Consider the following 20,070-nt stretch of genomic DNA (forward strand, 5'->3'; position numbering starts at 1 on the left):
ATGAAGGACAATAGTTTCTTCCTTCCCGGTATTTATCGATGAAACCTTCGCGCCATGCGCAAAGCTGATATCCGTCTGAGTCTGGCCGCCTATGCGGACCGGTTCCCATTTTTGCGCTCCAGTCTTTATCTGGTGCTGGTCTGGCTGCTCGCCTGCGTTTTGCTGATCTTTGCATTATGGATGCGTGTCTCCGCCAGGCTGGAGATGGAGCAGCAGACGCTGCGTGAAAACTCCTATAAGGAAGCGACGTCCTTTTCCAGGATCTATGCACGGCAACTAGAGCGCTCGCTGGAGCAGATCAATCAGATTACGCTCACCCTGAAATACTATTGGCAAGATACACGCGGTGGGCTGAGGCTGGAAAAACAGCTGGGGCAGGGCTTGTATCCCAGCGTTAACCTGCTGCATGTCAGTGTTGTCAATGCAAGTGGCGCACTGGTCACCAGTACGCTGCCGATTCCCAAGGATAGCCCTAGCATCGCGGACAGGGAGTATTTCCTGCTGCATAAAAACAATCCAGCCACCGGCCTGATTATCAGCAAGCCGGTGCTGGGCCTGCGGCTGGGAAGGGTGATCACGCTGTTCACGCGCAGACTGGACGCGCCGGACGGCAGTTTCGCCGGCATCATCGTCGTCGCTGCCGAGACCGCATACCTGGCATCATTCAATGACGAATTTGCTTTACGCAAGAGTGACTTTTTTTCCATGGTGGACAAGGAAGGCACCAGCTTTGCATCGCAGATAGGCAAGAATTCCAATACGCTGCAGACCGTGTTTTCTACCTCGCCCACCTTTGCTGCCGACGATGGCGTGCTGAGAATGCCGGCCGAGAAATTTGTCGATGGACAGGCGCGCGTGATCGCGTGGCAGAAACTGGAGAACTACCCTTTCCTCTCTGTGGTCGGCCTGTCCGAACAGGAGATACTGGCCTCCTACCATGCGACGGAAGCCTTGTACTACAGGATGGCCATGGCGGGCACGGCATTGCTTATCCTGTTTGCCTGCATAGGCGCCTATCTGTCCATGCGGCTGGCCTGGCGCAAGCAACGCGAAGAAGAGGTCAGGGGCACTTACCACCTGGCCATAGATGGTGCGCGCGAAGGTTTCTACATGCTGCGCACGATCTACAACCAGCAGCGCGAAGTACAGGATTTTTTCATCGAGGATTGCAACGGCCGCGGCGCGGCGCTAGTCGGCCGCAGCAAGGAAGAACTGATAGGTAGCAGGCTGCTGCAAAACTATACCGGTGCATTTGCAGAACAGGTATTGACCATCTTCCGCAAGGCGATGGAAACCGGCTTCCATGAAGACGTATTCAGGGTTTCGCCGGATAGCCAGTTGCGTGCCAAATGGATACATCGCAGGCTGGTGCGCTCGGGAACCGGGCTGGCGATGACGCTGCGCGATATCTCAGAGGCCAAGGAGCAGGAGCTATTGCTGAGCAACCTGGCCAATATGGATGCGCTGACGGCGCTGCCGAATCGCTACTGGATGATGAATTTTCTGCCGCTGGCGATACAGAGGGTAAAAAACAATGGCAGCCAACTGGCGCTGCTGTTTGTGGACCTGGACGATTTCAAGATCATCAATGACAGCTTCGGCCACCAGGCCGGCGATTTGCTGTTGCAGGCGGCAGCCCTGCGCTTGAAGAGCCTGATACGCGGCAGTGACCATGTCGTGAGGCTGGGAGGAGACGAATTTACCGTCATACTGGAGCAGATAAACGATGTCCAGGATGTATCGCATATCAGCGAACTGATCATCAACGCGATGAACGAACCCTTTACCTTGATTGACGGGCATAGCCACCAGGTGCATGCATCCATTGGCATCAGCATGTCGCCGGCGGATGGTGAGGATGCGGCGACCCTGCTGAAGCATGCCGACCATGCAATGTATGAGGCGAAGAAAAACGGCAAGGGAAATTACCGTTTTTATCAAGGGCGCGGCTGAGCGGCGCGGCTATGCGCCGATTTGTTCATTCTGTTCAGCCTGTTATTTTTTGCAGGCCGTCTTTTCAAAATCGGCCCTACTCATATAGCGCGACCTGGGAAAGTATTCCGCCAGCACGCTCTCTTCATCGCCCGGATTTTTTGTTGCAAACAGGCTATGCGCATAAAACTCCGGTGACGGCATCATATGGCGGTAAGCCAGGAAACCTCCTGCGGAATTGCCTATGCCGTCGCCCGCGCTGCCCCAGTCCAGCCACGCAACACCGCAAGCTTCGTTAGCATTCGACGGACGGTTGCCGGCGGTGGAAACGGCAATCGTGTAGTAGCCGTCTTTATCTACAGGCACCTGTTCGTCATACAGGCAGGAGTCTACTGCTGTATCGGCCAGCGAGCGATATTTGCAGAGCGACCAGTAGCGCAATTGTGCTGCCTGCATCACAACCGTGTTGTGATAGGTGTGCGGGGTGGCCGGTGCTTTGGCCTGTATCACCAGTACCTGGCCCAGGCGCTGGTCTATGTAGGCCGACATATAGGTATTGTCCAGGGTGCTGTAAAAACCTCCGCGCCGCGTTTCATCCTGTTTGCTGCGCAGGTTTTCATAAGGCGTCCCTATCAGCGCATTGGTGACTGACAAAGCCGGGTTGAAAAACGCATTCCAGTGCGGCGGATTTTGTGCCGGATGGGCAGGAGAGCTTGCGCCGGGTATTGCATAGATCTGCTTTACCGTTTCCGCAGGCAGGCGCAAGTCGCGTAACACACCTTCCGGAACCACCGTCTGCCTGCATAAATCCTGGCCAGATAGCTGTTGTCCGTCCGCCAGGGTCATTACCGGCACCGGCAAAGCCACGCCGCCCTTGTTGTCCTTGCCCTGATCTGCCACATAGACGCGATACCACAATTGATGTACGCCGCTGGCTGATTGCGAAAACAGCGTGTTGCCGGACCGTTCTGCATCGGCATTGCGCAATTGCTGGTCGGACGCTGCCATCACGTCCACCACGTAGTCTTGCCTGGGCCCTTGGCGCAATGCTCCTGCCTGGTAGGGATTCGCTACGTTTCCTTGCGCTTGTATCATGACGTCGTTGAGCCGGTCCACCGGCATGCCGTCGGCGTTGTAGCTGTTGAACGACATGTGGCGCGCAAATGGAAACTGCCCGTGCAGGCTCAGCTTGGCTCCGGCAGGAAGCTTGTACTGGGCCAGCCAATAGGTGACGGCGGAATCGGGAATCAGCATGTTAAAGGTTTTCGGCGACACGGTGGCCAGCCAGAAGCAGTCCGTAAGGCCGGATTGCTGTCCCACGCGGGTGATCTCGGCGCTGGCGACCGGCGTCATTTTCGGTTTCCAGGTGCTTATATCGGGTTGCGCCGAGGCGCTTGTGCTGGCGGCGCATAGTGCCGCCGCGCAGAACAGGGCAAGGTGGTATCGCATTGTCAGTCTCCTTTTTTCTTTTCTAGGGAATAAAGCCATGGTCTCAGCTTTAATCGCATAACTCCAATGCAAAGAAAGTATAGGGAGATTGCAAAACGTGCATTCCTGTATCGGCTTACTGCAATTGTTTGTCGTGCTCCAGCAAAATGGAAATGGCCTGCTGTGCGGTGGTGGAAAGGCTGCGATGGTCGAGATGGATCAGCATGAATTGCATGCTGAATCCTTTGCTGTCCTCGATATGGAGCTGGCGCAGGCTACCCTGTTGCAACTCCTGCTGCATGGTCAACTGCAAGCCGTAGATGAGCGTATCTGATTGTTCTGCCAACTGCTTCAGCACAAAAACGCTATTGCATTCCACATGAAATTTCAATAATTCCGATGGCTTGTATTTCAGCATCCTGCGCATGGCCTGATGCATATGCACCGGCAGGGGCACGGATGCCAGCCGCGACCGGCGCAGATCGCTCAGCGTGATATTTTCCTGGCGAAATAGCGGATGCTCGGGCCTGGCAAACCAGCCGCCCTGATGCGTGGCCATGAGCCGGGTAGCCAGCCCCGGCGAAGCCAGCACGGCCCTTCTGTCCACGATGAAAAAATCCAGATTCTCTGCATGCAGGCCTTCCAGCAGGCTGGTCCAGTTATTCACTTCGGCATGCACTGTCAGGCCTGGATAGGCATTGGATAGAGTGCCCAGCACATCTGCCATAAGCATTGCTGCAGGATGGGGACCGAAGCCGAAGCGGATTTCACCCAATTCATGGTTTTTCAGCAGATGGACATCGCGATCCAGCGCACGCGCCTCGGCCGTCACTCGCCTGGCCCGCTCCAGCACCATTTTCCCGCCCGCAGTCAGCGTCACGCCGCGCGCCTGGCGCTCGCATAACTGCATGCCTAGCTCATCTTCCAGCGCCTGGATACTCCGGCTTAGTGCCGGCTGGCTTAAATGCATTTTTTCTGCTGCGCGTGCGAATGAACCTTCATCAGCAACGGCGATTAAATGATTGAGGCGACGCAAATTCATGGCGGGAGACCGAGCAAGGGAGGTGGGCAGAACATCTATTTTGCCACTGCCGCGACTATTGCTACCGCCAGCCCGAAAATAAAACGGCCACCCTGAGGCGGCCATTGCTGTGCCGGGAAATACCTGCCCTCATTCGTATTTGCGGGTATCGTCAATGACCTTGCCGTCATTGGCCAGGCTGCCGGGTGCCACAAAGATCACGTCGCCGCGCAGCTTGGTCACATCGCGCATCGTGTCGACCAGCGCTGCCTGCAGCGAGGGCTTGTCCCCGGGGGCTGCCAGTTCGCAATGCAGCGTCATCGCATCGTTCGCCATCTCACCGGTAACTACCAGCCTGGCCTTTGTGATCTCCGGATGCCGCTTCAGCACCTCCGCTACCTGCGAGGGGTGGACAAACATGCCCTTGACCTTGGTCGTCTGGTCTGCGCGCCCCATCCAGCCCTTGATACGCGTATTGCTGCGGCCGCACGGCGATATACCGGGCATGACTGCCGACATGTCGCCGGTACCGAAACGTATCAGCGGGTAGTCCGGGTTGAAGGAGGTAATCACGACTTCGCCCACTTCACCGGGCGCAACCAGGTCGCCGGTACCTGGCCTGACGATTTCCAGCAGCAGGTCTTCATCCAGCACCATGCCGGGATTGAGTACTCCGTCTGTCTCGGTCTCATAGGCGATATTGCCTATATCTGCCGACGCATAGGTTTGCAGCACGTGCGCTATCCCATGCTCTTGCAGCCACTTGCGCAGCGACGGCGGCAAGGCTTCCGCGCCGACCACGGCTTTTTGCACGCTGCTGATGTCGGCGCCCATCTCCTGCGCCTTTTCCACGATGATCTTCAGGAAGCTTGGTGTGCCCACATAGGCAGCCGGGCGCAGTTCGGCCATGGCCTGTACCTGCATCTCCGTCTGGCCTATGCCGGCCGGTATGACAGGACAACCCAGGCGTGCCGCCGCGCCATCCACCATGAAGGCTGCAGGCGTAAAGTGGTAAGAGAAGCAGTTCTGTATCAGGTCGCCCGCACGCAAGCCGACGGCGTGGAAGGGCCGCGCAAAGCGCCACCAGTCTTGCCCATGCCCTTCCGGATCAAAGATGGGACCGGGTGACATGAACACGCGGCGCAATTGTGCCGGCGGCGTGCTGGTCATACCGCCGAAGGGCAGGCTTTTCTTTTGCAGGTCTTTCAGGTCCGACTTGCGGGTCACCGGCAACTGCGCCAGCGCTTGCCTCGTCCCAATATCGCCAGCATGTACGCCGTTCAGTATGCTTGCCCAACCGGGTGCCGTTTGTGCATGGCTGACAAGGTTCGGTAACTGCGACAGCAAGGCCAGTTCACGGCTGGCAGGGGGGCGAGTTTCCAGCTCATCCAGATAATCACTCATGGCCTATCTCTTTTTGCTTGGTTTTGGTCAGCTTGGCAAATACCAGCTCATAGGAGCGCTGCAGCAGTGCGCGTGCTTCCGCATCTTCCAATGTGCTGATGTCTTCTACCTTGATCCATTTGGCACGCGCCAGGTAGGGTGCCGGTATGATGCCCGGCCGGTCCGTCAATTCCAGGAAACGCTCGTCATCGACCTTGAAGCTGAAGCCGCGTTCATATCCTGCTTCCTGGCCGGTCACCGCAAACATTTTTTCTCCGACTGAATACACCAGGTCGCTACCCCACTTGGTGTCCAGGCTTGCGCCCCGCCTTTTTGAGCAAAATTCACGGGCTTGCTTGAAATTCATGGTTCTGCTTTTTCTTTACGCCAGCCAGCGCTTGCGGCGGCGATAAAATTTCATGTCCCGGAAGCTCTTGCGGCCTGCGCCGGAAACACCGAGGTAAAATTCTTTCACATCTTCGTTGGTGGCGAGGTCGCTGGCATCACCTTCCATCACCACGCGGCCGTTTTCCAGGATGTAGCCGAAGTCGGCATAGCGCAGCGCGACCATGGTATTTTGCTCTGCCAGCAGGAAGGACACGTTTTCCTTGCTGTTCAGGTCTTTGACGATTTCAAAAATTTCTTCGACGATTTGCGGCGCCAGCCCCATGGATGGTTCGTCCAGCAAGATCATCGACGGCTTGGCCATCAGCGCACGTCCTATGGCCGTCATCTGCTGTTCGCCGCCGGAGGTATAGCCGGCTTGCGAAGCGCGCCTTTCCTTCAGCCTGGGGAAGTAGGTGTACACCATGTCCAGATTGCTTTTCAGCTCGGACCGGCTCAGGTGCCTGGTATAGGCGCCGGTCAGCAAGTTCTCTTCTATGCTCAGGTGGGCGAAGCAATGGCGGCCCTCCATCACCTGGATTACGCCTTTCTTCACCAGGTCATTCGGCGTCAGCCGGTCTACCCGTTCGCCGCGGAATTCGATTGCGCCCTTGGTGACGTCGCCACGTTCCGCACGCAGCAGATTGGAGATCGCCTTCAGCGTGGTGCTCTTGCCTGCGCCATTGGCGCCCAGCAGCGCGACGATCTTGCCCTGCGGTACTTGCAGCGACACCCCTTTCAGTACCAGGATCACGTGGTCGTAGATGACCTCGATATTATTGATGCTGAGCAGCGGCGCTGTTGCTGTCGTTGTTGCAGAAGGTATTGCTGAAAGTACAGTCATGATCTGTGCCGGGTCTTTAGTCGGGAACGATGAATCCGGGTTTGCCTGCCAGCGTATTTGGGTATCTGGTAAATGGCAGGCAAACCTGTTGCTACTTGCTTTACAGAGTTACTTAGGACTCTTTCGAGCAGTCACGCGGAGTGATGTTTTTCTCCTTGCCGAACTGCTTGGCCGACTCTTCCAGCAGAGGGCGCACCAGTTGGCGGTTGCCGTCTATCCAGTCGGATACGACATTCCACTTCGTGCCGTCCCATTGCTGGATCTTGATCTTGCCTGAGCCTTCATGATCCATGCAGCTGGTTTTTACTGCGGGCATCAAGCCGGTCGCGCCCAGTTCTTTCAAACGTGCATCGGACAGGTTCAGGTGCTCCAGCGCCCAGCGCAATTCTTCGCCGGACAAGACTTTCTTGCCGTATTTCTGCTGGCCGACGCGCACCGCTTCGGCCGTCAGGATGCCGATCACGATGCCGCGGTTGTGGTTGATGGAGCCGATCTTTGATTTATCCTGCAGATTGCCCTTGCCGGCGCCATACACGACTTTTTCTATGTCAGCCACCAGCGGAACATTCTTGCCGGAGACATTCATCGCTGCGGACAGATAACCCTTGGCCGCATCGCCTGCCGGTACCGTGTCTTCTTCCGAGCCGGCCCACCAACTGCCTATCATCTTGTCGCGCGGGTAGCCGACTTTTTGCGCCGCTTTCAGGGCGGTCTGGTTCATCACGCCGAAGCCCCAGAAGATCACCCAGTCTGCCTTGTTCTGGCGTACTTGCTGCCATTGCGCACCTTGTTCGTTGCCTGGCGGTGCGATAGGCACGGTATTCAATTCAAAACCGTTCACCTTGGCTTCTGCCTGCAGGTAGGTGATCGGCTCCTTGCCGTAAGCAGAATCCAGGTACAGGTAGGTGATCTTCTTGCCGCGCAGATCGCCTTTTTCTTTTTGTGCGATGTATTTGATGATCGCGGTTGCCTGCATAGGGTAAGTGGTGATCAGCGGGAAGGCCCACGGGAAGTAACGGCCGTCCACGGTATCGGTGCGGCCATAGCCCGTCATCACCAGCGGCACCTTATCTGCCAGGGTTTTTTCCAGCAGGGCGTAGGAAATAGGCGTGGATACCGGATGGATGATGGAGCCCTTGGTGGGGCTCTTGGTTTTCAGGCGTTCATAACATTCCACGCCCTTTGCCGCCTGGTATTCAGTTTCGCATTCTTCCCAGCTGAACTTGATGCCGCCTATGCCGCCTTCCTTCATATTGACGTACTGCATGTAGTCGATAAAGCCGCCATAGATGCCTACCCCACTGGGGCCGTAAGGACCTACGCGGAAACTCAATATTGAAACGAACTGGTCATTGGCCTGTGCCGCAGCAGGCGAAGCAATCGATGCCGACAGGGCCAGGCCTGCTGCCATGGTTGCCAGGGTTTTCATGAATCTGGACATGCGTATCTCCTAAGGAAAAAGCAAAACGGTTTGTCTCTGTGTTGTGATAAAGCTTTATTTTTTACTGCCACCATTTTTACCGCCAAAACCTACTACTTGAGCTACTGTTTTCTATGAGTTCTGAACGCAGCTTGCCAATTGCATCCGTCTAGTGCGGGAACGGCCATATCCGCAATTTTTCCTTGGCTATCTGCCACAGCCTGGCCAGGCCGTGCGGTTCCACGATCAGGAAGAAAATGATCAGGGCGCCGAAGATCATGAATTCAATATAGGTCAGCGATGCCTTGTTGAAGGACATGTGGAACAGCTCAGCCAGCGGCGGTATCACGAAAGACAGCAGCGTAGGCAGCAGCACGATAAAGGCTGCGCCTATGAAGGAGCCGAGTATGCTGCCGACGCCGCCAATGATGATCATGAACAGCACGCGGAAAGACATGTCTAGGTTGAAGGCTTCCGGCTCCACTGTGCCTATATAGCAGAACGCATACAGCGCACCGGCTACACCGCAATAGAAGGAACTGACGGCAAAGGCCAGCAGCTTGGTCTTCATCAACGGGATGCCAATCACCTCCGCCGCTACATCCATATCGCGCACTGCCATCCATTTGCGGCCGGTATTGGAGCGCACCATGTTTTTTGCCAGCAGCGCCAGCACGCTGACCACGCACAATACGAACAGGTAATTGCGCATGGGCGTGTTGATGCTGATGCCGAAGAAATTGACTTCCTGCGCGCTGATCACGCCGGACGAGCTGTTATTGGTAAACCACGGAAATTTCTGCAGCGCCCAGACGACAAAGAATTGCGCCGCCAGGGTAGCCACCGCTAGGTAAAAGCCCTTGATACGCAGGCTGGGCAAGCCGAAGGCGATACCTACCGCGGCAGCGGCAACGCCCGCCAGCAGGAAGCTGACGATTTGCGGTATCCAGGGCAGGCGCAGCACCAGGTTGTAGGCCGAGAATGCACCCACAGCCATGAAGGCCGCTGTACCCAATGATAGCTGGCCTGCATAGCCGGTCAGGATGTTCAGGCCCAGCGCCGCCAGCGCAAACACCAGGAAGGGGATCAGGATGGCGGTAAACCAGTAGGGGCTGGCCAATAAAGGCACGGCAACAAAGGCCACCAGCAGGAACACCGCCATCGCAACTCTGTCCTGCCTGATGGGGAAGATTTGCTGATCGGCTTGATAACTGATCTTGAATTGGCCCGCTTCACGATAAAACATAGATGTCCTTAAACCCTGTCAATGTGTTTTTCACCGAACAAACCTTCGGGCCTTACCAGCAGGAACAGCAGGGCCAGTACGTACGGGAACCAGCCCTCTATGCCGCCGCCGACCATGGGGCCGATATACACCTCGGCCAGTTTTTCAGACGCGCCTATGATCAGGCCGCCGACGATGGCGCCCGGTACCGATGTGAAGCCGCCCAGTATCAATACTGGCAAGGCTTTCAGCACGACCGATACCAGCGCGAATTGCACGCCATTGCGTGCGCCCCATAGCAGGCCTGCCACCAGCGCGACAAAGCCGGCCACTGCCCAGACGATGACCCAGATGTGCTGTAGCGGTATGCCGATGGACAAGGCCGCCTGATGGTCATCGGCGACTGCGCGCAAGGCCCGGCCTATCTTGGTCTTCTGGAAAAACAATGCCAGCACGGCGACCAGCACGCCGCAGATCAGCGCCGCCGCCAGATCGAACTTGCTGATTGCCAGCCCGTAGTTGTCGATCAGGTAGGGGATGGGTTCATCCTGTATGCCAAGTTTCAGTTCGCGGATGTCATTACCCCACAGGAAAGGCGCCAGGCCTTCGATGAAGAAGGACAAGCCTATTGTTGCCATGAATAGCGTAATGGGAGGCTGGTTGACCAGCTTGCGCAATACTATGCGTTCAGTCAGCACGCCAAACAGCACCATCAGGGCCAGGGTCAGGATGATCGCCAGCCAGAACGGCGCGCCTTTTTCCATGATGCCGACGAAGCTCAGCGCGGCGAAATACACCATCGCACCCTGCGCGAAATTGAATACGCCGGACGCCTTGTAGATCAGCACAAAACCCAGCGCCACCAGCGAATACATCATGCCGGATAACAAGCCGCCGATTAACACTTCAAAGAAAAATTGCATGTCTGCCTCAGTTCACTATCGATTTTCTGTCAGCCGCTTCCTTACTTTCTTATTTCCCTGTATTCAGTGCTGCGTGCCCAGGTAAGCCTTGATCACTTCCGGGTTGCTGCGCACCTCTTGCGGGTCGCCATCGCCTATTTTTTTGCCGTAATCCAGCACGACCACTCGGTCCGAGATATCCATCACCACGCCCATATCGTGCTCGATCAGCACGATCGTGGTGCCGAACTGGTCGTTCACATCCAGGATGAAGCGGCACATGTCCTGCTTTTCTTCCACATTCATGCCGGCCATAGGTTCATCCAGCAAGAGCAGCTTGGGTTCCGCTGCCAGTGCGCGGCCCAGTTCCACCCGCTTTTGCAGGCCATAGGGCAGGCGACCTACCTGCTTCTTGCGGATATGCTGTATCTCCAGGAAGTCGATCACTTCTTCCACTTTGCGCCGGTGTTCCAGCTCTTCCTTTTGTGCCGGGCCCCAGTAAAAGGCATGCGACAGGAAGTTACTCTTCATCATGGTGTTACGGCCAGTCATGATGTTATCCAGTGCCGACATACCCTTGAACAAGGCAATATTCTGGAAGGTGCGCGCAATGCCGTGGCTGGCCGCATCATGCGGATTCATGCTGCGCCTTTCCTTGCCGCGGAAGCTGATCTTGCCTTTTTGCGGATGGTAGACGCCGTTGATCACATTCAGCATCGAGCTCTTGCCCGCGCCATTGGGGCCGATGATGGCGCGTATCTCGTGCTCGCGCACATTAAAGGAAATATCGGTCAGCGCCTTCACGCCGCCGAAGGACAGCGAGATATTCTGCAAGTCCAGAATCACATCGCCGATTTTTCTTTCATTTGCCGTAGTGCTCATACGTTCATTTATCCGCCAGGTATTCACTATTGGTGCTTGCCATATGCTTCCGGTTTGTCCGGGCCTTCATGCAGCGCGCTGTGTGGTCGAGAAAGTCTTGATATCGCGTATCTTCAAATCTGCACTGATGGAGCCGCGCCGGCCATCCTCGAACTTGACCTGGGTTTCTATAAACTGCGAGGTCTTGTCCGAATACAGCGCGTCTATCAATACCTGGTATTTGCTTTCTATGAAGCCGCGCCTGACCTTGCGTGTGCGCGTCATCTCGTCGTCGTCGGGATCCAGTTCCTTGTGCAAGATCAGCATGCGGTGCACTTGCGAACTGGCCAGCAGGCTGTCGTGCGCCAGATCGGCATTGACCTTTTCCACGCAATTGGCGATCAGGTCATACACCGCCGGCTGCGCCGCCAGATCGGTATAGCCCGAATACGCAATGCCGCGCCGCTCGGCCCAGTTGCCGACTGCCTCTATATCGATATTGATAAAGGCGGTACATTGCTCGCGACCATTGCCAAAAGCGACGGCTTCCTTGATGAAGGGGAAGAACTTCAGTTTGTTTTCTATGTACTTGGGCGCAAACATCGCATCATCCGCCATCTTGCCCACATCCTTGGCGCGGTCGATGATTTTCAGATGGCCGTCACTGTCGAAGAAGCCGGCATCGCCGGTCATGAACCAGCCGTCGCTATTGAAGGCTTCCTCGGTTGCATCCGGCCGTTTGTAGTAGCACTTGAACATACCGGGTGTCTTGATCAGCACCTCGCCGCTTTCGTCTATCTTCAATTGCACGCCGGCGGCGGGAGGGCCCACGGTGTCTGCCTTCACCTGGCCGTCCGGCTGTATGCAGACGAAGACGCAGGTTTCGGTGGAGCCGTACAATTGTTTCAGGTTGATGCCTATAGAGCGGTAAAAGGTGAACAGGTCGGGGCCGATTGCTTCGCCGGCGGTATAGCCTATGCGCATGCGTGACAAGCCCAGTACATTGCGCAAGGGGCCATACACCAGCAGATTGCCCAGGCCATACAGCAATTTGTCCGCCAGGCCTACCGGTTCTCCATCCAGTATCGCCGGTCCGACTTTTTTGGCAACGCCCATGAAGTAGTGGAACATATTGCGCTTGATGCTGCCTGCGTCCTCCATCCTGATCATCACCGATGTCAGCATGTTTTCAAAGATGCGCGGTGGCGCGAAATAATAGGTAGGGCCGATCTCGCGCATATCGGTCATCACGGTCTCGCCGGACTCCGGGCAATTGACGGTAAAGCCGGTCACCATAGCCTGCGCATACGAAAAAAGGTTGTCACCGACCCAGGCCATAGGCAGGTAGCTGAGGATGGCATCCTGGTCTGTCAGTTTTTCCAGCTCGGCACCGGCGCGAGCCCTGTCGATAATGGCGCTATGCGTCATGCACACGCCCTTGGGCTTGCCGGTGGTGCCTGAGGTATACAGCATGATGGCGACATCGTCCGGCTGGCCAAGGCCGATTTCATGCATGAAGAAATCCGGATGCTGCGCATCGTACTGGCGGCCGATTTCCTGCAGCACCGCATAGGAAATCAGTTCGGGCTGCCGGTAGTGGCGCATGCCGCGCTCATCGTCATAGCTGATATGCTGCAGCCGGGGATATTGCTCGCGGATTTCCAGCAGCTTGTCCACTTGCTCCTGGTCTTCGACGACGGCGAATTCTATTTCCGCGTTTTCCAGCACATAGCGCATGTCTTCCACAGGTGCATCCTGGTATAGCGGCACCGGTATGCCGCCCAGGCATTGCGCGGCGGCCATGGCCCAGTAAAGGCGGGGGCGGTTATCGCCGACGATGGCGAGGTTCATGCCGCGCCTGAAGCCTTGCGCGGCTAGCCCACAAGCCAGCGCGCGCACTTCCTGGCCGACTTCAGACCAGTTCCAGGTTTGCCAGATGCCCAGATCTTTTTCACGGAAAGCCGGGTGCTTCGGACGCACCTGTGCGTGTTGCAGCAAGAGCCTGGGGAAGGTGTTTTCTCCCGTCATTGTGTTGTCTCCACCATCGTCGCTGTTATGTTACGAGTGTCGTCACTGAGTCTTACAGCACTCTTACTGCCAATCCGCTGGGTTGCCGCCAGTAAATTGATCAGTATGCAGAAAATTCGGAAAGGAGACGCCGTACAGGCGATTGATATGAATGCAGGGACGAGTTCACCTACCACGCCTGTTTGCGTAGCTTGCAACCTCGCTTACAATGTCTCCTAAGAACTTTTTGCTGTAGAGCATCTACTGGCATCTATGCTGATGCTTGAATTTTCGAGGCTCTAAATTTTTTCTTGTTAGCTGGATACTAGACAGTCTGCACCGTTAGCGCTGTCATCCGCCCGACAATCTCGCTTTAATCACAAACTATCGGTGGTGCGCCGCACAATGACTGAAGACAAGATTCCTGATCCGCGCTTGTTGTTTGGCAAGACCATGTGGGCACGCATGCTGGCGCCTGAGCATCTGCGCAAAGTGGAGGCGGAGGTAACGGAACGCATGGTGCCTGCCGGCGCTTATGTATGGCACAAGGGCGATATCGTTGACCAGTGGATGGGCGTGGCCGAAGGTTTCCTGAAGATGAGCAGCGTGTCGCCGGAGGGTAAGATCGTCACCTTCAGTTGCATGCTGCCGGGTGGCTGGTTCGGCGAGGGCTCGCTGCTGAAGACCGAGGCGCGCAAATATGACGTGGTAGCCCTGCGCGACACCCGTATCGCCTGCATGCCGATGTCCACGTTCAACTGGCTGCTGGACAACAGCATTCCGTTCAACCGTTTCCTGCTGTCGCAACTCAACGAACGCCTGGGCTTTTTCATTTCCCTGGTCGAGTATGACCGCATGCTGGACACTGATACGCGGGTGGCGCGCTGCCTGGCGGCGATGTTCAACCCCTACCTGAATCCGGGCGGCAGTATGCAGTTGCAGATATCGCAGGAGGAGATAGGCTATATCTCCAGCGTATCGCGGCAGCGCGCGAACCAGGCCCTGCAGGTACTGGAAAAGAAAAAATTGTTGAGCGTCGATTACGGCGGCATCACGATACTGGATCTGGACGGCTTGCGGCGCTTTCCGGATGAGGGTGCCAAATGAAGAGTCTGAGCATTATCGGCGCCGGCAAGGTCGGCCGCGTATTCGGACGGCAGTTTTCCGCGCATTCGGTGTTTGAGATTCGCCAGGTGCTGAACCGCTCGCTGGCAAGCGCGCAGCAGGCGGCAGGATTTATAGGCGCAGGCGAGGCGATCGCAGACTGGGCCGCGCTGCGCGCGTCCGACATCTACATGCTGACGGTGCCGGATGACCAGATCGCCGCCAGTTGCGAAGCTTTGCAGCAGCGTGGATTACTGGGTTCGCACAGCCTGGTGTTACATTGCAGCGGAGCGAAGGCGTCAACCGAGCTAGCGGCGGCACTATCGGCGGGAGCAGCAGTGGCCAGCCTGCATCCGGTACGCAGCTTCGCCGACGCCGAGGCGGTCAGTGCAGGCTTTGCCGGCACCATCTGCAGCCTGGAGGGCGACGCGCGCGCGCTGGCGGTGCTGGAGCCCGCATTGAAAACTATCCACGCGCAGGTCGTACAGATCAGTGCCGATAGCAAGCTGCTGTATCACGCCGGTTCCGTATTTGCCAGCAATTACCTGGTCAGCTTGATGGACGTTGCACTGCGCGCATATATGGCGGCTGGCATTCCGGCAGAGATGGCAAAGGCGATGGCGCAGCCGCTGGCGCAGCAGAGCCTGGACAATGTGTTCCGGCTGGGCGCAGCGCAAGCGCTGACCGGCCCGATTGCGCGCGGCGACATGCAGACGGTGGAAAAGCAGTTGCAGCAGGTTGCTGCGTGGGATACGGCGGTTGCGGATATTTACCGCGCTTTTATCCCTGCTACCGTGGATCTGGCGCAGCGCAAGCAGAAAGGCTGAAGGCAGTTACTCGGTAAAGTACACGCTGTTGCGGCCGCTTTCCTTGGCCTGCAATAGCGCGACTTCCGCGCGTTCAAAGACATTGTCTTCGCTGTCATTGTCCTTGTATTGGGCTACACCCATGCTGACTGTCACGGCCAGTCGGGTCTTTGCCAGCGACGTGGTGCGCGAGAAATCGTTGGCGGCGATAGTGCTGCGCAGGGTTTCCGCAATCGAGGTCGCTTTTTCCAGCGTACAGTTTTTCAGCATGATCAGGAATTCTTCGCCGCCCCAGCGGCAGATGACATCGCTTTCGCGCAGCGAGCGCTTGGCAATCATCGCGATCTCCTTCAGTACATGATCGCCTATCAGGTGGCCCTGCTTGTCGTTGATCTTCTTGAAGAAATCGATATCCACCAATATCACGCACAGCGGCTGGCGGGACCGCTCGCTGTCCAGCAAGGCCTGGCGGAAGATGAAATCAAAGGCGTAGCGATTCAATAGCGTGGTCAGCGTATCCGTTGCTGCGGATTTTTCTATACGCTGCTGATAACGCCTGACGCAAATCAGCAAGGTCGCCAGCACCGCCAGCATGATGGCCCCGCTGATCGCAAGATTGACCAGGAACACATCCTGCAGCGGCTTGATGGAATTGCCCAGATCCTGCTCCACCAGCAAATGCCAGCCCAGCTCGGGGATAAACCGGGAGTTGACCAGCATTGCAGCGGCATCGGTCTTATATTCCAGATGCAGCGACGCATTCTTTTTGTTGGCGAGTATCGTCGCTGCAATGCCGTTCAGGCCGGGGATGGACTGTATGCTGCTTCCCTGCCTGTCGGCATTTGCCGCCAGCACGATGTTGCCCTTCTGGTCGACAAAATACACGCTGCGCTGGAAGCGCTTCTGGTAACTGTCGATCAGGTTACGCATGGTATCGGCCGTCAGTCCGAGACCGATGATGCCTATGAACTTTCCGTTGTAGTCAACGATCCTGTGGTTGATGAACACCGTCAGGTTGCGGCTGACGGTGTCGATATCTATCGTTGTTTCATACGGGCTTTTAGACTGGCGCGCGCGGAAAAACCATTGATCCTTGCTGCTGTTATCGGTGACGGTGCGGATTGCGCCGCCGGCGTTATAGTAGTTGCGGCTGAGGTCGGATACCAGAAAGCTGCTCAGCGCATTATTCCTTTGCCTGATTTCGTTCAGGTATTTGATGATGTGCTGGTTATCCTGCTCGCCTGCCAGGAGCCAGTCGCGCACGAAGGTGTCATGCGCCATTTGCGAAGACATGAATACCGGACGCAGCATATCTTTCTGCACTTCCGAATAGATATTGTCGCCGGTAATGGGCAAGGCTTGCTCAGCGATGCTTTGTTGCAGCGTATCGCGGGAAACCAGATAAGCGATGACAGTTGTGGAAACAAAACCTGCTATCAGGATCAGACTCAGCCAGACCAGGAGGCCGTATTGTTTGAAGAGTTTTCGCATGGGGGCCGTGCAATCCGAGCGCAGTGTAGAGAGCTTTTTATATGATTGTGGTTTTTACTTCCGTCTTGCGCTGGTCTGCAAAACCAAAGCTCAAAATATTTATTTTGGGCAACATAATACTATAAATATGCTGAAATCCTGTGCAAATTGCGATGCTGCGGCGTGCCGCCACAATATGCAAAAGCAGCTTGCCGGCCTGTTTACTTGCCTTTTACTCAATTTTTTTCAAGCAGGCCTGCGCGCTAGATTGGAGCATGCGAGCACATGGAAAGCAAGACTTATGCTTGCCCGCCATGTGCTGATGCAACGGATAAGTGAAAGGGCCCGCCGCTTTTCAGCAGCAGGCCCCTTGGGTCCTACCATTCTTTATTTGCCGACGTTTAGATGCGTGGTGTCAGCGAAACTTGCAATTTCAGGCGTGTACCTGGGTCGTAAGGCAGTACGGTTGTATAGTTCTTGCGCTGGTATTCATAAGTAACTGCGTAACCGGTGGTACGGGTTTCCCAGTGATCCACCATACGGCATTGGCGTACCTGGCGCTGATCGTACACAGGCTGCCCATTGCCGTTATTGTTGTTATTGTTTTCCACGCGGTCACCTACGACGGCACCGGTGATTGCACCTGCTGCTGCCGCAGCGATACGGCCGTTACCGCCGCCTACCTGGGCTCCCAGCAAACCGCCGGCCAAGCCGCCGATCAGCGAACCGCCGACGCCGCGCTCTTGCTGCTGTGGCTGGCGTTGCACTGTTTCATACGCGGTATTGCATTCCTGGCGAGGGGTGTTGACCTGTTCAACTTGCGGCTGCACGTTGACGACACGGGCATAATCCTCAAAGTCGGCAGCCTGAGCGGCAAAGCTCGCACCCAGAGTCAATATGGAGGCAGTTGCGGAAACGATTGCAGTTTTCACCGCAGTTTTCTTTAGAGCTAAGTTCACCTTACACCTCTTTTTTCTGTATTAGATAGATATTTAACGCTGACCGGGCTCGAAGGGAGTACAAAATAAATGTAAAAGTCTGTATCAAATGTTTGATCTTGTGCAACATAATGTGAGCCCAATATGCCAGCTTGTAACAACACAGTTTCTGGCTCCCTGATTACCCTGTATATGGAGGCATTATATGCAATTTCAATGGACTGCCTGGGCCACCATCGCTGCTTTACTCATGTATCTATGGGTAATAATGGGCGTTGCGCTGGCCAGGGGGAAATATAAGGTGATCGCTCCTGCGGTGGACGGCCCGGCCGGATTTTTGAGGGCGATGCGGGTGCAGGTGAACACTGCCGAGCAGATTATCCTGTTCCTGCCGGCCTTGTGGATGTGCGCCTATTTCCTGGGAGACCGCTGGGCCGCTTTGGGCGGGGCGGCGTGGACCGTGGGGCGCATTGTGTATGCGCAGGCTTACTACAAAGATCCGGCCAAGCGTAGCGCCGGTTTTATGATCGGATTGCTGGCGACACTGGGTTTGCTGGCAGGGACGGCGCTGGGTTTGACGGGTTTGCTGCGCTGATTTTCCGGCGCAGGCATTCCCTCATCCGTGTTGCCTCATTTCTTTCCATCGGCTGCTGAGCCCGCATCCTTTATAGGAACCACTTTATGCCGCAATCAGAAAAAATAACCATGCCGGTACTGGCATCCTACATCTTGGCTGCACTGGCCTTGTTTACCGTATTGAAAGCGGGCCTGCTGGTTGCGCTGTTTTCGGGCTTGCTGGTGTATTCGCTGATCCACCTGCTGGCGCCGCTGATAGAGCGCAAGTGCAATAGTTACCAGGCCCGCGTAATTGCCGTCGTTTTTTTATCGGTGATCATCATCTCCGTCATCACTGTCGGGATCTGGTCCGCCTTCGCATTTTTACGCAGCGATGCCGGCAACCTGCACACGCTGCTGCAAAAGCTCGCGGATATCATTGAAGCCTCACGCAATCAAATGCCGGAGTGGGTACATGCTAACCTGCCGGATAACCTGAGCGACGTGGATGATCTGCGCGAAGTGATGACGACCTGGCTGCGCGAGCATTCAGGCGAAGCCAAGCTGCTGGGTCAGGAAGCCGGGCATATGATCGTCCATCTGTTGCTGGGCATGATCATAGGCAGCATGGTGGCTTTGCAGGATGCAACGATGCCGACCAATTACCGCCCGTTCGCGCTGGCGCTGCACCTGAGGATAGAGAAGCTGGCCCAGATCTTTCAAAAGATCGTGTTCGCCCAGGTGCAGATTTCGCTGATTAATACCGTTTTTACCGCGATCTATCTGCTGGCCGTGTTGCCGCTGGCCGGTGTGCATCTGCCGTTGACCAAGAGCATGATTGCCATTACCTTCCTGGCGGGCCTGATTCCGGTGGCGGGCAATATCATTTCCAACAGTTTCATCGTGACCGTGGGCTTGTCGCATTCAGTGAATGTGGCGCTGGCCTCGCTGGTCTTCATGATTGTGATCCACAAGCTGGAGTATTTCCTGAACGCCAAAATCATAGGCGCGCATATCAATGCGCGGGCCTGGGAGTTGTTGACGGCGATCCTGGTGATGGAAAGCCTGTTCGGTATCCCTGGTGTGGTAGCAGCGCCGGTGTTTTATGCGTATATCAAGGCTGAACTCAGTGACCGGGGCCTGGTGTAGGTTCTGCGCTGCCGCCCGGTTGGCCGGGCGACGCGTTTTTGTGGAAATGTCATAATCTGCCATCGCAGGATTAGCGTCTCTTCAACCTCAGCAAGGAAAATTATGATTCTCGAATTAGCAGATATCCGTATCCAGCCCGGCAAGCAGGCAGAATTTGAGGCTGCCATCCAGAAGGGTGTGAAGGAAGTGATCCATCTGGCCAAGGGCTATGTCAGCCACAAGGTCCATCATGGAATAGAGTCGCCTGAGCGTTATGTGCTGACTATCGTCTGGGAAACGCTGGAAAACCATACTGTGGATTTTCGCGAATCGCCTGCTTTCCAGCAATGGCGTGCGATTGTCGGGCCATTTTTTGCCGTTCCGCCAACAGTGGAACACTTCAATCTGGTGACCGAGTCGGCCTAAGCCCGTCTAATCCACAAGGCTAATAGGTACAAAAGTTCCTATGGAGCCCTGATTCATTGATAATTTGTCATGGGTGTACTTGCCAGTGGCTTCTTTCCTTTGCGGACTGGCAAGTTTGACCCTGAAATTAGTCTGGTTTACATATAATTGCTCTTGATTATGTGCGCCTGAACCCCAAGCTTGGTGTGTACAGCGCGGTCTTCCCGTTAAAATTGGGTGTGCCGCGCGCGCAAATT

The 20,070-nt window shown here is 55.9% G+C and carries 18 protein-coding genes; 6 read left to right on the forward strand and 12 right to left on the reverse strand.

What is annotated here, in order from left to right; all coding sequences use genetic code 11:
- Nucleotides 1-54 precede the first annotated feature (54 nt).
- The gene (locus IEW12_RS18880; RefSeq protein WP_188567661.1) at nt 55-1,953 is read left to right on the forward strand and encodes a sensor domain-containing diguanylate cyclase; all 1,899 of its coding nucleotides are present in this window, start codon (nt 55-57) and stop codon (nt 1,951-1,953) included.
- Nucleotides 1,954-1,995: 42 nt separating this feature from the next.
- Here IEW12_RS18880 and IEW12_RS18885 read toward each other — a convergent pair whose 3' ends face one another.
- The 10 genes from IEW12_RS18885 to IEW12_RS18930 form a co-directional block, all read right to left on the reverse strand.
- The gene (locus tag IEW12_RS18885; protein ID WP_188567662.1) at nt 1,996-3,381 is read right to left on the reverse strand and encodes a hypothetical protein; all 1,386 of its coding nucleotides are present in this window, start codon (nt 3,379-3,381) and stop codon (nt 1,996-1,998) included.
- Nucleotides 3,382-3,496: 115 nt separating this feature from the next.
- Nucleotides 3,497-4,507, reverse strand: coding sequence for a LysR family transcriptional regulator (locus IEW12_RS18890; protein WP_308789147.1), 1,011 nt, complete (start codon nt 4,505-4,507; stop codon nt 3,497-3,499).
- A 24-nt stretch (nt 4,508-4,531) separates the two neighbouring features.
- Entirely contained in the window at nt 4,532-5,785 is a 1,254-nt protein-coding gene (locus tag IEW12_RS18895; RefSeq protein ID WP_188567664.1) for a phenylacetate--CoA ligase family protein, read from the reverse strand.
- On the reverse strand, nt 5,778-6,131 hold the full coding sequence (locus tag IEW12_RS18900) for an MmcQ/YjbR family DNA-binding protein (protein ID WP_188567665.1): 354 nt from the start codon (nt 6,129-6,131) through the stop codon (nt 5,778-5,780). Before IEW12_RS18900 ends, IEW12_RS18895 begins: the two co-directional genes overlap by 8 nt.
- A 15-nt stretch (nt 6,132-6,146) precedes the next feature.
- Nucleotides 6,147-6,992: an ABC transporter ATP-binding protein gene (locus IEW12_RS18905; RefSeq protein ID WP_188567666.1), complete on the reverse strand. Its 846-nt coding sequence runs from the start codon at nt 6,990-6,992 to the stop codon at nt 6,147-6,149.
- A gap of 112 nt (nt 6,993-7,104) precedes the next feature.
- Nucleotides 7,105-8,421: an ABC transporter substrate-binding protein gene (locus IEW12_RS18910; RefSeq protein WP_371874561.1), complete on the reverse strand. Its 1,317-nt coding sequence runs from the start codon at nt 8,419-8,421 to the stop codon at nt 7,105-7,107.
- A gap of 160 nt (nt 8,422-8,581) precedes the next feature.
- Nucleotides 8,582-9,658, reverse strand: coding sequence for a branched-chain amino acid ABC transporter permease (locus IEW12_RS18915; protein WP_188567668.1), 1,077 nt, complete (start codon nt 9,656-9,658; stop codon nt 8,582-8,584).
- A gap of 8 nt (nt 9,659-9,666) precedes the next feature.
- Nucleotides 9,667-10,560, reverse strand: coding sequence for a branched-chain amino acid ABC transporter permease (locus tag IEW12_RS18920; protein ID WP_188567669.1), 894 nt, complete (start codon nt 10,558-10,560; stop codon nt 9,667-9,669).
- A 63-nt stretch (nt 10,561-10,623) separates the two neighbouring features.
- Entirely contained in the window at nt 10,624-11,421 is a 798-nt protein-coding gene (locus IEW12_RS18925; protein WP_188567670.1) for an ABC transporter ATP-binding protein, read from the reverse strand.
- Nucleotides 11,422-11,487: 66 nt separating this feature from the next.
- Nucleotides 11,488-13,428: an AMP-binding protein gene (locus tag IEW12_RS18930; protein WP_188567671.1), complete on the reverse strand. Its 1,941-nt coding sequence runs from the start codon at nt 13,426-13,428 to the stop codon at nt 11,488-11,490.
- Nucleotides 13,429-13,812: 384 nt separating this feature from the next.
- On the opposite strand from IEW12_RS18930, the gene IEW12_RS18935 reads away from it, so the two are divergent.
- Nucleotides 13,813-14,514: a Crp/Fnr family transcriptional regulator gene (locus tag IEW12_RS18935; RefSeq protein ID WP_188567672.1), complete on the forward strand. Its 702-nt coding sequence runs from the start codon at nt 13,813-13,815 to the stop codon at nt 14,512-14,514.
- The gene (locus IEW12_RS18940; RefSeq protein ID WP_188567673.1) at nt 14,511-15,338 is read left to right on the forward strand and encodes a Rossmann-like and DUF2520 domain-containing protein; all 828 of its coding nucleotides are present in this window, start codon (nt 14,511-14,513) and stop codon (nt 15,336-15,338) included. Before IEW12_RS18935 ends, IEW12_RS18940 begins: the two co-directional genes overlap by 4 nt.
- Nucleotides 15,339-15,344: 6 nt before the next feature.
- Here IEW12_RS18940 and IEW12_RS18945 read toward each other — a convergent pair whose 3' ends face one another.
- Together IEW12_RS18945 and IEW12_RS18950 are read right to left on the reverse strand one after the other, a co-directional pair.
- Entirely contained in the window at nt 15,345-16,808 is a 1,464-nt protein-coding gene (locus IEW12_RS18945) for a sensor domain-containing diguanylate cyclase (protein WP_188567674.1), read from the reverse strand.
- 380 nt (nt 16,809-17,188) lie between these two features.
- Nucleotides 17,189-17,746: a glycine zipper 2TM domain-containing protein gene (locus IEW12_RS18950; RefSeq protein ID WP_229751226.1), complete on the reverse strand. Its 558-nt coding sequence runs from the start codon at nt 17,744-17,746 to the stop codon at nt 17,189-17,191.
- A gap of 184 nt (nt 17,747-17,930) precedes the next feature.
- On the opposite strand from IEW12_RS18950, the gene IEW12_RS18955 reads away from it, so the two are divergent.
- The 3 genes from IEW12_RS18955 (at nt 17,931) to IEW12_RS18965 (ending at nt 19,834) form a co-directional block, all read left to right on the forward strand.
- Nucleotides 17,931-18,320, forward strand: coding sequence for an MAPEG family protein (locus IEW12_RS18955; RefSeq protein WP_188567675.1), 390 nt, complete (start codon nt 17,931-17,933; stop codon nt 18,318-18,320).
- Nucleotides 18,321-18,406: 86 nt separating this feature from the next.
- Nucleotides 18,407-19,429, forward strand: a complete 1,023-nt coding sequence (locus IEW12_RS18960) for an AI-2E family transporter (RefSeq protein WP_188567676.1) — start codon at nt 18,407-18,409, stop codon at nt 19,427-19,429.
- Nucleotides 19,430-19,531: 102 nt separating this feature from the next.
- Entirely contained in the window at nt 19,532-19,834 is a 303-nt protein-coding gene (locus IEW12_RS18965; RefSeq protein WP_188567677.1) for an antibiotic biosynthesis monooxygenase family protein, read from the forward strand.
- The last annotated feature ends 236 nt before the right edge of the window (nt 19,835-20,070 follow it).

Origin of the sequence: Parundibacterium terreum (genome assembly GCF_014636315.1) — a bacterium.
In the GTDB taxonomy this organism is placed as follows: domain Bacteria; phylum Pseudomonadota; class Gammaproteobacteria; order Burkholderiales; family Burkholderiaceae_D; genus Undibacterium; species Undibacterium terreum.

What these genes read in the sequence shown, in the direction of transcription:
- IEW12_RS18960 (WP_188567676.1), top strand. Translation starts at nt 18,407, where the DNA reads ATGCCGCAATCAGAAAAAATAACCATGCCGGTACTGGCATCCTACATC.
- IEW12_RS18915 (WP_188567668.1), bottom strand. Translation starts at nt 9,658, where the DNA reads ATGTTTTATCGTGAAGCGGGCCAATTCAAGATCAGTTATCAAGCCGAT.
- IEW12_RS18885 (WP_188567662.1), bottom strand. Translation starts at nt 3,381, where the DNA reads ATGCGATACCACCTTGCCCTGTTCTGCGCGGCGGCACTATGCGCCGCC.
- IEW12_RS18930 (WP_188567671.1), bottom strand. Translation starts at nt 13,428, where the DNA reads ATGACGGGAGAAAACACCTTCCCCAGGCTCTTGCTGCAACACGCACAG.
- IEW12_RS18945 (WP_188567674.1), bottom strand. Translation starts at nt 16,808, where the DNA reads ATGCGAAAACTCTTCAAACAATACGGCCTCCTGGTCTGGCTGAGTCTG.
- IEW12_RS18895 (WP_188567664.1), bottom strand. Translation starts at nt 5,785, where the DNA reads ATGAGTGATTATCTGGATGAGCTGGAAACTCGCCCCCCTGCCAGCCGT.
- IEW12_RS18925 (WP_188567670.1), bottom strand. Translation starts at nt 11,421, where the DNA reads ATGAGCACTACGGCAAATGAAAGAAAAATCGGCGATGTGATTCTGGAC.
- IEW12_RS18940 (WP_188567673.1), top strand. Translation starts at nt 14,511, where the DNA reads ATGAAGAGTCTGAGCATTATCGGCGCCGGCAAGGTCGGCCGCGTATTC.
- IEW12_RS18920 (WP_188567669.1), bottom strand. Translation starts at nt 10,560, where the DNA reads ATGCAATTTTTCTTTGAAGTGTTAATCGGCGGCTTGTTATCCGGCATG.
- IEW12_RS18880 (WP_188567661.1), top strand. Translation starts at nt 55, where the DNA reads ATGCGCAAAGCTGATATCCGTCTGAGTCTGGCCGCCTATGCGGACCGG.
- IEW12_RS18935 (WP_188567672.1), top strand. Translation starts at nt 13,813, where the DNA reads ATGACTGAAGACAAGATTCCTGATCCGCGCTTGTTGTTTGGCAAGACC.
- IEW12_RS18910 (WP_371874561.1), bottom strand. Translation starts at nt 8,421, where the DNA reads ATGAAAACCCTGGCAACCATGGCAGCAGGCCTGGCCCTGTCGGCATCG.
- IEW12_RS18965 (WP_188567677.1), top strand. Translation starts at nt 19,532, where the DNA reads ATGATTCTCGAATTAGCAGATATCCGTATCCAGCCCGGCAAGCAGGCA.
- IEW12_RS18955 (WP_188567675.1), top strand. Translation starts at nt 17,931, where the DNA reads ATGCAATTTCAATGGACTGCCTGGGCCACCATCGCTGCTTTACTCATG.
- IEW12_RS18900 (WP_188567665.1), bottom strand. Translation starts at nt 6,131, where the DNA reads ATGAATTTCAAGCAAGCCCGTGAATTTTGCTCAAAAAGGCGGGGCGCA.
- IEW12_RS18905 (WP_188567666.1), bottom strand. Translation starts at nt 6,992, where the DNA reads ATGACTGTACTTTCAGCAATACCTTCTGCAACAACGACAGCAACAGCG.
- IEW12_RS18890 (WP_308789147.1), bottom strand. Translation starts at nt 4,507, where the DNA reads ATGGCCGCCTCAGGGTGGCCGTTTTATTTTCGGGCTGGCGGTAGCAAT.